Genomic DNA, 12,292 nt, shown 5'->3' with positions numbered 1-12,292 from the left:
AAGGCGAGTGCCAAGACCATGCGGGACACCCCACTCATCCAGCGCGAACTCGAAGTTCTCACGGCCATCGTGGAGGACTACATCGCCAAGGCCCAGCCCGTGGGCTCCCGCACCGTGTCCAAGGGCTCCGCCATGCGCCTGTCCCCGGCCTCCATCCGCAACACCATGTCCGACCTGACGGACAAGGGATACCTGGAGCAGCCCCACACCTCCGCTGGGCGCATCCCCACGGCCAAGGCGTTCCGCCTCTACCTGGACCAGGTCATGCGCCTGCGCCCCCTGACCGGATCGGTCAAGGAGATGATGTCCTCCTCGCTCGGCCAGGCCGGGCTCGAGATCGACGACATCCTGCGGCGCGCCTCGCGGGTGCTCTCCACGGTGTCCAAGCAGGTGTGCATGGTGCTCGCGCCCAGGCACGCCCTGGCCCGCTGGCGCCAGATCGACTTCGTGCTGCTGCGCCCCGGGCTGGTCATGGCCATCCTGGTGCTGCAGGGGGGCCTGGTGCAGAAGCGCCTGGTGACGGTGGACGATTCCATCACCGCCGATTCCCTGGTGCATTTCGGCAATTACCTGAACCACCATTTCCAGAACCTCACCGTGGCCGAGGTGCGCACCCGCATCATCGCCGAGATGGCGGCGGCCGAACGCGAGCTGTCCACCCTTACCGGCCGGGCGCTCCTCTTGGCCGTGGATACCTTCGCCAACGCCGAGGCCCCCCAGATGTACGTGGAAGGCACGCTCAACATGCTTTCCCAGCCGGAGTTCTCCGACGTGGGCAGCATGCGCGAGGTGCTGGGAGCCCTGGAGGACCGCACCCGCCTGCTGGAGGTGCTGGACAAGACCATGGAGGAATACCGCACGGTGGTGATGCTGGGCGAGGAAGCCCAGGCGGCCGGCGTGTCGGGATGCGGGCTGGTGTCCTCACCGTACGGCGGCCAGGGGACGCCCCTGGGGGCGGTGAGCGTCATCGGCCCCCTGCGCATGGACTACGCCGAGGTGGTGCCCCTGGTGAACTACACGGCGCAGCTCATCACGGCCATGCTGGGCAAGCATTTCTGATCCCACCCCCATTTTCGTATCGAGATACTTCCAAGCCCATTCAAGGAGCACGTCATGACTCTTGACAACGATACCCCCAACGCCGAAAGCGCCCCCGCGCAGGCCGCCCCCCTCACCCCCGAGGAGGAGATCGACCGCCTCAAGCTGGAGGTGGCCGCCGAGGCCGACAAGCGCCTGCGCGCCCTGGCCGAGGCCGACAACCTCAAGAAGCGCCTGATCAAGGAGAAGGAGGAGTTCGTCAAATACGCCGCCGAGGGCGTGCTGGCCGACCTCCTGCCGGTGTTGGACAACCTTGATCTGGCCCTGGCCCACGGGCGCACCGTGGAAGCCTGCAAGGACGTGGTCATGGGCGTGGACATGACCCGCAAGGTATTCCTGGACATCCTGGCCCGCCACGGCCTGGAGGCCTGCGGCGCCGTCGGCGAGGAGTTCAACCCCGAGGTGCACGAGGCCGTGGGCATGCAGCCCGCCGCCCCCGGCTGCCGGGTCGCGCCCAACCACGTGCTGCAGGTGATGCAGTCCGGCTACCGCCTGCGCGGCAGGCTCCTGCGTCCGGCCAAGGTACTGGTCTGCCAGGGTTGATCCCGTCCGGAATCCGCAGCAAAACCGCCCCGCAAGGGGCGGTTTTTTTTATTATCTGCTTATTATAGCATGATTCCCACTTGACCAGAAACGCCCCTGACGGACACACTGCCCGCACTCCTGTACACCGGCAGACTGAAGACCACGGATTCACGAGACTTACCCAAGGAGTTGGCGTCATGCGTTTGGGAACCAGAGTCATGGTCATGGGCATCGCCCTTGTGGGAATGAGCGTCGCGGCGTTTTCGACGAACATCTTGTGGCAACGAAGCGCCCTCACCAAGGAGATGCGGGCCTCTTTCTCGGAGGAAGCGGGGCAGCGCCTGCGCGGCAGGGCCCGCCAGGCCCAGGCCATGGTCCGGTTCCAGGTTCAGGGCGAGGCTTCCGGACAGGATGATTCACGGCTGCGCGACATCCTGGGCGCGGTAGGCGCGGGCAGAACGGGGCGCATCCTGGCCGTGCGCGCCAAGGGCCCGGACAAGGGCCGGATGCTCACTGACGGCCCGGCCCTTGCCGACATGAAGGACCCGGCCGGGAATCCTGTTTTCAAGGCCCTCGTGGAGGAGGCATCCTCTTCCGGCTCCCTGGACAAGCTTCTTTCCTACGATCTGGTCACCCCGGGCGAAGCCCGTCCCGTCCCCATGCTGGCCGCCGCGGCCTACGACGCCGGGCGCGACGTGGTCATCATCGCCGCCGCCCCCGTGTCCGACTTCGAGCAGGCAATGCTGCCCGTGGAGAAGGGCATGGACTCCATGCTGGCCTGGACCACCGGCATCGGCCTGGCCCTCATGGCCCTGGGCGCGGCCGCCAGCGCCTATATCGGCAGGGGGTTGCGCAAACGCATCCAGGACATCCTCTCCTACCTCAAACGCCTCACCCAGGGCGACCTCACCGTTTCCGAGCTCCCCATGGGCACGGCCAAGCCCTGCAGCTCCGTGAAGAAATGCGGCAAGGACATCTGCCGCTCCTACAACCGCACCGTGCACTGCTGGGCCGTGTCCGGCTCCTTCAGCCACGACCCGGACTGCCCCCACGTCATGAAGGGCGGCGTCTGCGACACCTGCGTGGTCTTCAAGCGGGGCGTGGGTGACGAACTGGACGAAGTGGGCTCCGCTCTCAACGTGTTCGCCGAAAAGCTGCGCATCGTCGCCCACAGCGTGCAGGACGAGGCCGCCGAGGTCTCCCATCACGCCGGCGAGGTGTCCTCCTCGGCCCAGAGCCTGGCCGACAGCGCCAGCAACCAGGCGTCCTCCATGGAGGAAATGGCCGCCAGCCTGGAAGAGATCGCCGCCACCGTGCGCAAGAACGCCGACAACGCCCGCCAGACCAAGCATTCCGCCGAACTCGCCGCCACCGAGGCCCAGGAGGGCGGCAACGCCATGGAAGAAACCCTCAGGGCCATGACGGCCATCTCGGAGAAGATCGGCATCGTGGAGGACATCGCCCGCCAGACCAACCTGCTGGCCCTGAATGCGGCCATCGAGGCCGCCCGGGCCGGGGAGCACGGCAAAGGGTTCGCCGTGGTCGCCGCCGAGGTGCGCAAGCTGGCGGAACGCTCCGGCCAGGCCGCCAGCGAGATCACGGACATGGCGGCGCAGAGCGCCAAGGTGGCCCGCGACGCCGGGGACAAGCTGCGCCGCATGGTGCCCCAGATCAAGGACACGGCCGAGCGCATCCAGGAGATCGACATCGCCTCCCACGAGCAGGACCAGGGCATCGGCTCCATCAACACCGCCATGCAGTCCTTCGACCGGGTCACCCAGGGCAACGCCTCGGCCTCGGAGGAACTCACGGCCACCGCCCGCACCCTCTCCGGCAAATCCGAACTCCTGCGGGAGGCCGTGGCCTTTTTCCGCCTGGGCGACGACCGCAGGGGACGGCTCCGGGCCATCCCGCACTCCCCGCGCGACTGACCGGGAAACCCTCCAAATGCGGGGGGGAGGAAGGAACATTTTTCGCCAACCCCCCTTTACACCTCGGAAATCCGCCTTATAGTCGGGTCCTGAACGCGCCCGCCCCGGCGGGCGCGCCTCACGTCGAAATATCCGGTTCCCACGCGACACCGGCTGACTTCTACCCCCCCAAGGAGGAACGGATTCAATGGGCAAGATTATCGGGATCGATCTTGGCACGACCAACTCGTGCGTATACGTCATGGAGGGCAAGGACCCGAAGTGCATCACCAACCCTGAAGGCGGGCGCACCACTCCCTCCATCGTCGCCTTCACCAAGGAACGTCTGGTGGGCGAGATCGCCAAGCGCCAGGCCATCACCAACCCCGAGCGCACCATTTTCGCGGTCAAGCGCCTCATGGGCCGCAGCTTCGACACCCCCGAGGTGTCCGAATGGCTCAAGCACTGCCCCTACAAGATCGTGTCCGGCGCCGGTGGCGACGCCGCCGTGGAAGTGGACGGCAAACGCTACTCCGCTCCTGAAATTTCGGCCATGATCCTGGGCAAGTTGAAGAGCGACGCCGAAGCCTACCTGGGCGAGACCGTCACCGAAGCCGTCATCACCGTGCCGGCCTACTTCAACGACTCCCAGCGCCAGGCCACCAAGGACGCCGGCCGCATCGCGGGCCTGGACGTCAAGCGCATCATCAACGAGCCCACCGCCGCTTCCCTGGCCTACGGCTTCGACAAGAAGGCCAACGAGAAGATCGCCGTGTTCGACCTCGGCGGCGGCACCTTCGACATCTCCATCCTGGAAGTGGGCGACAACGTCGTGGAAGTGCGCGCCACCAACGGCGACACCTTCCTGGGCGGCGAGGACTTCGACCACCGCGTCATCCAGTACCTGGTGGACGAATTCAAGCGCGAGAACGGCATAGACCTCTCCCAGGACCGCATGGCCCTGCAGCGCCTCAAGGAGGCCGCCGAAAAGGCCAAGAAGGAACTCTCCACCGCCATGGAGACCGAGGTCAACCTGCCCTTCATCACCGCCGACGCCAACGGCCCCAAGCACATGATGGTCAAGCTCTCGCGCGGCAAGCTCGAGAAGCTGGTGGAAGACCTGATCGAGCGCACCGCCGGGCCCTGCAAGAAGGCCCTGGCCGACGCCGGGCTCTCCGCCTCCGACATCGACGAAGTCGTCCTGGTGGGCGGCATGACCCGCATGCCCGCCGTGCAGCAGAAGGTGAAGGACCTCTTCGGCAAGGAGCCTAACCGCTCCATGAACCCCGACGAGGTCGTGGCCATGGGCGCGGCCATCCAGGGCGGCATCCTGGCCGGCGACGTCAAGGACGTGCTGCTGCTCGACGTGACCCCGCTGTCTCTTGGCATCGAAACCCTGGGCGGCGTGTTCACCAAGCTGATCGACCGCAACACCACCATCCCCACCCGCAAGTCCCAGGTGTTCACCACGGCGGCCGACAACCAGCCCTCGGTGTCCATCCACGTCATGCAGGGCGAGCGCCCCATGGCCACGGACAACATGACCCTGGGCCGCTTCGAGCTGACCGGCATCCCCGCCGCCCCGCGCGGCGTGCCCCAGATCGAGGTCAGCTTCGACATCGACGCCAACGGCATCGTGAACGTGTCCGCCAAGGACACCGCTACCGGCAAGCAGCAGTCCATCCAGATCACCGCCTCCTCGGGCCTGTCCGAGGCCGAGATCCAGAAGCTCATCAAGGACGCCGAGTCCCACGCCGACTCCGACAAGAAGAAGCAGGAGACCATCGAGGCGAGAAACCACGCCGACACCCTGGTCTACACCACCGAGAAGAGCCTGCGCGACCTGGGCGACAAGGTGGACGCCGTGACCAAGGGCGAGATCGAGGCCAAGTGCGAGAAGCTGAAGGAACTCATGAAGGGCGAAGACGCCGAGGCCATCAAGAAGGCCACCGAGGAACTCTCCCAGGTGGCCCACAAGCTGGCCGAGAAGCTCTACCAGCAGCAGGGAGCGCAGCAGCCCGGCGGCCCCGAGGCCGGACACGGCGAGCCCGGAGCGCAGCCCGGAGGCGCCCACGGCAAGGACGAGGACGTGGTGGACGCGGACTACACCGAAGTGAAGAAATAAAGCCCGATCAAGAGAAATGCCAAAGCCCGGCGGGGGAAACCTCGCCGGGCTTTTTGTTTGGAAGAGCCAAGAGAAGAGGAAAATGCCTCCGGCGGCCAAAGGGACCTGTCCCTTGGAGTCCCCTATCGCTTCGCGTTCAGGGACGGGACGCCTGGGGCAGCCCCGTTCAGTACGTGTTGGCCAGACAGACCCAGCCGAACTTGCCGGTGCCCGGCACCTCCACGTAGGCCCAGCCCTCGCCGTCGTTCCACCAGACGTTGAGCGCCTGCCCGTGCGCAAGCTTCATGACCTCGCCGCTGGTGGTGCCCTGCCCGTCGCGCAGCGGCAGGTCGGTGAAACCGGCATGCACGACCTTGCCGGTGTTCGCGCCGATCATGGCGGGCTCCACGTACATGGCCATGGCCGGAAGCGCGAGGAACACGGTCAGCGCGAAGGCGCACATCACTCCAATCATCCATTTGCAGTTGCGTTTCATTGGGCGCTCCTTGGGTTGCGGTTGGGATCGGAGCACGGCAGACGGCCGCCCCGGTCCGTCACCCCTCGCTAAGGCGACAACAGAAAGAGGGATTAGGGTCCATTCTATACGGAATGCCCACGCGATGATCAAGCGCCTTTACGCGCGGTCAGAAAAAGTACGCGAGGAAACGTCCGGGTCTCACGGCCTGGACAAAGGACCGGACGGATTCGGCCTGTGCTCGGCCCGGATGCGCTCGAGGTCGGCCTCAAGCGCCCGGCTGAACTCCACCCGGTAGGGAGCGATCGGTCCGCCCAGGCTGCGCAGAAATTCCGGAAGCGCGTTCAGTTGGGCGGCCGCCCGCTCCCGGCATTGCGCCAGGGTTTCACGGCCTGCACCGGTGCGTTCCCCGTTGCGCATGACCTCGCGCAGCAAGGGCTCCCCGCCGGGCTCCTCGTCCAGGCGGCAGACCAGGTCCCGGGCCATGCGCCCGTTCTCGAAGAACCGGAAGACCTGCTTGCGCCCAGGGTGCAACACCTTGCCCGTGGCCAGCTTGGCCCGGCCCTGCCCGGCGTACTCCGTGAGCTTGTAGACCATGTCCAGGGCGGGCGCGTCGGCGGACACCGCCAGACGCGTGCCCACGCCGAAGCCGTCTATGGGCGCGCCGCGGTCCAGCAGGTCGGCCACGGCGTACTCGTCCAGCTCGCTGGTGGCGAAGATGCGTACTTTGGTAAGCCCAGCCTGGTCCAGGATGTCCCGGCAGGCCCGGGCAAGCCCGGCCAGGTCGCCCGAATCGATGCGGATGGCCCCCACGCGGAAGTCATCCCCCAGCTCCCGGGCAAGGCGCACGACCTGGGCCGCGCCCTCCAAGGTGTCGTAGGTGTCCACCAGAAGCGTGGTGCCGGGGAAGAGACGGGCGAAATCCCTGAACGCCTCGTACTCGCTGGCGTGGGCCTGCACGAAACTGTGGGCCATGGTGCCGGATACGGGCACGCCGTAGAGTTTGCCCGCCAGCACGTTGGAGGTGCCCGCCGCCCCGGCCAGCCAGGCCGCACGGGCCACCTTGAGGGCCGCGTCCGTCCCGTGGGCCCGGCGCGAGCCGAAATCCACCACCGCCCGGCCCCGGGCGGCCAGCACCGTGCGGGCGGACTTGGTGGCCGCCATGGTCTGGAAGTGGATCTGGTTGATCGCCAGCGTCTCCACGATCTGGGCCTGCATGATCGGGGCCTCCACCGCGAGCAGGGGCTCGCCCGGAAACACCGCCGTCCCTTCGGGCACGGCCCGGACGTTGCCGGTGAAGCGAAGCCCGCTCAACCGGTCCAGGAAATCGTCCGGGAAAAGCCCGAGCTTGGCCAGATGGTCGATGTCGCCGGGGGTGAACCGCCAGGATTCCAGATACGCCAGCACGTCATCCAGCCCGGCGGCCAGCAGGAATCCGCGCGAAGCGGGCAGCCTGCGGAAAAAGAGCTCGAACACGGCGGTTTCGTCCATGGACACGGCCGCGTAGGCCCTGGCCATGGTCAGCTCGTAGAGGTCGGTGAACAGGGCCGAGCGCAGGGGATTGTCCTGGCCGGTCACGCCGAGACCTCCGCCGGTTCCTCCGCCAGGACCGCCCCGGCCTCGAGCATCTCGCGCAGGGCCTTTTGTCCGGATTCCCGGCTGAGCGGGCGTGTCCCGGCAGCGACCACGTGGGTCTCGAACCCGTTCGCGAGCGCGCCCAGCACCGTAGCCAGCACGCACACGTCCTGGGCCAGCCCGCACACGAAGACGCGCCGGACGCCCAGGCGGCGCAGCTCGGACGCCAGGGACGTGACCTCGAAATCGGAATATTGGTCCAGGTCCGGCCGGTCGCCTTTGGAGACCAGGATCGTGTTTTCAGGCAGGCGCAGGTCCGGATGGAAGGCAGCGCCGGGAGTGTCCTGGACGCAGTGGGGAGGCCAGAGGCCGCCCTGCTCCAGGAAGCTCGAATGGCCGGCGGGATGCCAGTCCCTGGAGGCCACCACGCGCGCCCCGCCCGCCTCTGCGGCCCGGATCCAGCGGTTGATCACCGGCACAACGGCATTGCCGTCCGGAACCGGCAGGCTCCAGCCCGGCATGAAGTCGTTCTGGACGTCCACGATGATCAGGGCGTCCTTGGGGGTGAGGGTCTCGGCCATGTCCGCTCCTTGGGACGGCCCAGGCCCGTCCGCGCAGGGGTTCGTCAGTCTGGGAAGAGAATAGCCCTGCGTGTGGGCCGCGTCCAGGGCGATGCGCGGGTTTGCTTTCGCGGACGGGAAAAACGCTATTTTCGGCGGATGGTCACCACGGCCCAGCCGCCGTTTTCGGGAACCCCGGCCGCCCTGTACTGTACCGGCCCCAGCCAGCCCGTCTCCTTGAAGAGGGCGTCGTGGTTGCTCACGATGCCCATGGGGCAGCTGAACAGGCAGACCAGGCAGCCGCTGGCGTCCGGTCCCGCGGCGGTCTTGAGGTTGCCGCCGAAGCGCATGTCCAGGCCTCGCCCGCCCGGGTCCTTGAGCAGTTCCGCAATGTCCGCGGTCTTGCCCGTGGCCTCGAAGAACACCGACACGGACAGCGCGTCGCCCTCGACGTGCTGGGTGTTCCAGTTGTCCATGCTCATGTTGTTCCCAGCGCGAAAGCCCAGCAGGGCGAGCGCGTCATGGAGCTGGCGGGGGGTGATGAAAGCCCTGAGCAGGGCCTTGTCCGCGTAGTCGCCATCCTTGTCCACGGCGAAATGCTGCAGGACTCCGCCTACGGCCTCCCGGTTCACCTCGGCCAGGAAGCTCACGCTCCCGGCGGCCAGGTCCACGTTCAAGGGCATTTTCGTGTTCAGCCCGCGCGGCAGGTCCGCGCAGGACGCCTCGGGAGCGAGAGCGCAGCCCAGCGCGGCAAGGAGCGCCAGCGCGCACAGAAACGGGGCGGCCCGCCCGAGCCGGCGGCTGGACCTGGGCGGCCGGGCGTCAAGGCCAAGGGGCCTGTCCGTTTGATGCGACACGAGGCGGGCACGTCCGGAGGCGGAAAACTTCATCGGTTGCTCCCGTGGTTGAAGAAGGGCGGCCGGAACCGGAAAACGGCCCTGCCTGGGTGAAGGGTCACTGCGGAGACGATCCTCGCGGCAGCAGGATGCTGAAGGTGGTGCCCTTGCCCGGGGCCGACTTCACCAGCAGCCGGCCGCCGTGGTTCTCGGCCACGATGCTGTAGGACACGAACATGCCCAGGCCCGTGCCCGCTCCGGATTCCTTGGTGGTGAAGAACGGCTCGAAGATGCGCTTGCGCACGGTTTCGTCCATGCCGGGGCCGTTGTCCTGAATGTCCACGCGCATGAGATCGCCGTCGGGATGGATGCGCAGGATGATCCTCGGGTCCTCGATCATGGTGTCGCTTGCGGCCATGGCCTGCACCGCGTTCATGAGGATGTTCAGGACCACCTGGGCGATCTTGGTGCGCGTGCAGGGTACGGGGAACGATTCGGGCGAGTATTCTTTTTCGATTTTTATCTTTCTGAAATCGTAAGACTTCTTAAAATCGTAGTCGCTCGAGATGATGCCCAGGACGTTCTCGACGATGGCGGCAAGGTCGCAGGCAATCTGCTCCGTCTCGCTCTTGCGGCTGAACTCCAGCATGTTCTTGACGATTTTCCCGGCGCGCTCCCCGGCTTCGCGGATGTCGCACACCGCGTCGAAGACGCCCCGCCGCCGCAGGTACTCCGACAGCCCCTCGAAGCTGATGCCCAACTCCTCGGCCTCTTTCCTGTTTCCGCCCAGGCTTTCGAAGAGGCGGCGCTGCAGGTTCTGGGAAGACTGCATGATGATGCCCAGCGGATTGTTGACCTCATGGGCCATCCCGGCGGCCAGTCCGCCGAGCGAAACCATCTTTTCCGCCTGCACCACCATGTCCTGCATGCGGCTGAACTCGGTGATGTCGCGCTGAACCCCCACCAGGAAGACCTTGCCCGAGCTGTCCGTGTAGCGGGACTTCTTGGTCAGGACCAGGCGCTGCGCCCCGCCCTCGTCCAAAAGGCGTTCCTCGCAGACGGACTCGCGCCCGGAGCGCAACACGGCCTCGTCCATGCGCCGCATGGACATCGCCTGGTTCCCCGGGAAGAACGCCTCGTCGGACCGCCCGGGGAAATCCTCGGAACGGTGGCCGCTCATGGCCGCCTTGGCCTCGTTGACCAGGACGTAGCGGGAGTGCCCGTCCTTGACGAAAATCGGGTCGGAAATGGTGTTGATGAGGTTGAGGAAGAAGTCCCGGGATTCCTTGAGTTCTCGCGTGCGCTCCCCCACCCTGCGGGAGAGGCGCTTGTTGAAGACCAAAAGCGCGGCTCCGCCGAATCCGGCCAGGAGCGCCGCTCCTCCCACCACGCCGAGCACCGTGCGCACCTTGCCGCGCTCGCGTTCTTCCAGGGATTTCTTGAATTCGGGATACAGGAAGCCTTCCAGGCTGAAACCGGGACGCAGCATGCCCAGGCGCTCGTAGGTATGGGCGATGTGCCGCCAGCGTTCGGGGTTCATGTGCCCGATCTCGACCAGGTCGGGCAAAATGAGCGAACGCATGGCCTGCGCCTCGTAGAGCAGTCCCTCGCGACCCATGGCGCTGTGATAGCGCGCCAGGATCACGTCCGCGATCTCCTCGGGATGGGCCATGGCGTAGCGCCAGCCCTGGTCCACGGCGCGCAGGAACGCCTCCACGCGGCCGGGGTGGTTGATGATCTCGTCCTCGGAGGTGGTCAGGCAGTCGCCGTAGAAGTCCACGGCGTAATGGTTGGGGTAGATGACGCAGGGTTCGAAACCGCGCTGCTCCAGAAGGTAGGGCTCGTCGGTAAGGTAGGCTGTCATGGCGTCCACCGTGCCGTCCACGAGGGGCTCGATGGTCCAGGTGTGCGGGACCGTGGTGTAATCCTTGAGCGTAACCCCCTCGTTGGCCAGCATGGCCCGGCATTCCGGGTCGGTGGAGGGGGTCATCATGATCCGCTTGCCCGCCAGGGACTGCGGTGTGCCCAGGCCCTTGTCGCGCCGCGTCAGGAGGATGTTCGGGGAATGCTGGAACACGGCGGCCAGGGCCACCACCTTGCGGCCCTCCTGGCGCTGCAGGAGGATGGAGGTGGAGTCCACGGCGTAGTCGGCCTGGCCGGTGAAAAGACGCTCCGAGGGTGTGAGACCTGGCTGGCCCTCGATCAGCTCCACTCGCAGCCCTTCCTTGGCGAAGAAGCCCTTCTCCACTGCCGCGTAATACCCGGCGAACTGGAACTGGTGCTTCCACTTGAGCTGCAGGCGGACGGTGTTCGGGGAGGGCTGGGCGTCGCCGGGCGCATCGGCAGCCCGGGCGGCCAGGGGGCAGGCCAGGCAGAGCGCCCACAGCGCGAGCAGCAATCCCCCCGCGTGCATCCGGAGAACGCGTCGCGGCAGTGCGGCCTGACGCGCCGTGGAACGACCGGGATTCCTCTTCATTGCGCTTTTGCCCGGAACATCTGGAATTGCGGCGAGACGCCGTGACAAGGCATTGTTGGTGCTTGCCGCCAGGAATCTTTCTTGTCAAGGCGCATTCAGGCGGGGAGCGCCCTGGAGAAGAGGGGGGAAAAAACCGCTCAGCCGATGGCGTCGGCCAGGCGGCGCAAGAGCGAAGCCAGGCGCGCACCCCGGCGGCGGCGCGGAGGCTTGGCCCCGTGGGCCAGGGACGGCAGGCGTGAAAGGATCACCCGCGTGGCCAGTTCCGCCCCGTGCCGGGTGAGCCCGGAACACTTGGCGAAGTGCTTGGCCGGTTCGGCCTTCACCGGCTTGGTGAGCACGCGGCAGCACGACGAGCCGTGGGCCTGCCGGAAGCGTTCGTGCAGCTCCCGGGAGGCGTCGCGCACCTGTTTCGAAGGCAGGCTGGCGGACAGGAACCACGACGTTGCCAGCACCGCACCGGACAGCGCCCCGCACACGCACCCGGCCTTGCCCAACCCTTCGCCGAAGCCCATGGCCAGTCCCCGGGCGCGTTCTCGGGGCAGGCCGCCCCCGAGCCCTTCGTTCAGGGCGCAGAGGATGGCCTCGGCGCAGTACATCTCCCGGCTCAAGAAAAGGGCCTCGGCGCGTTGCGCCATGGTCTCGATGAGTGTGTTCGTCATGGACTCCATGTGGCAGCAGCCAGGCGAAAAGGCAAATCCGCTTTCCTGATGCCTGGGCGTCGGGACCATGCGCC

Annotated in this window: 10 protein-coding genes; 4 read left to right on the top strand and 6 right to left on the bottom strand. The window is 66.8% G+C overall.

What is annotated here, in order from left to right:
• Nucleotides 1-18: 18 nt before the first annotated feature.
• The 4 genes from hrcA (at nucleotide 19) to dnaK (ending at nucleotide 5,658) form a co-directional block, all read left to right on the top strand.
• On the top strand, nucleotides 19-1,059 hold the full coding sequence (gene hrcA, locus ML540_RS04285) for a heat-inducible transcriptional repressor HrcA (RefSeq protein ID WP_243358734.1): 1,041 nt from the start codon (nucleotides 19-21) through the stop codon (nucleotides 1,057-1,059).
• Between the two features lie 54 nt (nucleotides 1,060-1,113).
• Nucleotides 1,114-1,641, top strand: coding sequence for a nucleotide exchange factor GrpE (locus ML540_RS04280; RefSeq protein WP_243358733.1), 528 nt, complete (start codon nucleotides 1,114-1,116; stop codon nucleotides 1,639-1,641).
• Between the two features lie 179 nt (nucleotides 1,642-1,820).
• Nucleotides 1,821-3,554: a methyl-accepting chemotaxis protein gene (locus tag ML540_RS04275; protein ID WP_243358732.1), complete on the top strand. Its 1,734-nt coding sequence runs from the start codon at nucleotides 1,821-1,823 to the stop codon at nucleotides 3,552-3,554.
• Nucleotides 3,555-3,741: 187 nt separating this feature from the next.
• Entirely contained in the window at nucleotides 3,742-5,658 is a 1,917-nt protein-coding gene (gene dnaK / locus ML540_RS04270; RefSeq protein WP_243358731.1) for a molecular chaperone DnaK, read from the top strand.
• A 166-nt stretch (nucleotides 5,659-5,824) separates the two neighbouring features.
• On the opposite strand, the gene ML540_RS04265 is transcribed toward dnaK, so the two are convergent.
• The 6 genes from ML540_RS04265 to ML540_RS04240 all read right to left on the bottom strand — a co-directional run bounded on the left by ML540_RS04265 (nucleotide 5,825) and on the right by ML540_RS04240 (nucleotide 12,218).
• The gene (locus tag ML540_RS04265) at nucleotides 5,825-6,133 is read right to left on the bottom strand and encodes an SH3 domain-containing protein (RefSeq protein ID WP_243358730.1); all 309 of its coding nucleotides are present in this window, start codon (nucleotides 6,131-6,133) and stop codon (nucleotides 5,825-5,827) included.
• 180 nt (nucleotides 6,134-6,313) lie between these two features.
• Nucleotides 6,314-7,690 (bottom strand): nicotinate phosphoribosyltransferase, encoded by a 1,377-nt coding sequence (locus ML540_RS04260; RefSeq protein ID WP_243358729.1) that lies wholly within the window; start codon nucleotides 7,688-7,690, stop codon nucleotides 6,314-6,316.
• A complete protein-coding gene (locus ML540_RS04255) occupies nucleotides 7,687-8,268 on the bottom strand; it encodes a nicotinamidase (RefSeq protein ID WP_243358728.1) in 582 nt (193 codons plus the stop codon). The genes ML540_RS04260 and ML540_RS04255 overlap by 4 nt, the downstream gene beginning before the upstream one ends.
• A gap of 125 nt (nucleotides 8,269-8,393) precedes the next feature.
• Nucleotides 8,394-9,137 (bottom strand): YdjY domain-containing protein, encoded by a 744-nt coding sequence (locus tag ML540_RS04250; RefSeq protein ID WP_243358727.1) that lies wholly within the window; start codon nucleotides 9,135-9,137, stop codon nucleotides 8,394-8,396.
• Between the two features lie 64 nt (nucleotides 9,138-9,201).
• A complete protein-coding gene (locus ML540_RS04245) occupies nucleotides 9,202-11,481 on the bottom strand; it encodes an ABC transporter substrate-binding protein (RefSeq protein WP_243358726.1) in 2,280 nt (759 codons plus the stop codon).
• Between the two features lie 215 nt (nucleotides 11,482-11,696).
• On the bottom strand, nucleotides 11,697-12,218 hold the full coding sequence (locus ML540_RS04240; RefSeq protein WP_243358725.1) for a C-GCAxxG-C-C family protein: 522 nt from the start codon (nucleotides 12,216-12,218) through the stop codon (nucleotides 11,697-11,699).
• Nucleotides 12,219-12,292: the final 74 nt, after the last annotated feature.

It is taken from the genome of Fundidesulfovibrio terrae, assembly GCF_022808915.1.
Lineage (GTDB): Bacteria > Desulfobacterota > Desulfovibrionia > Desulfovibrionales > Desulfovibrionaceae > Fundidesulfovibrio > Fundidesulfovibrio terrae.
Note: the sequence above shows the minus strand (reverse complement) of the source record. Positions and strands in the feature narration are given on the sequence as shown.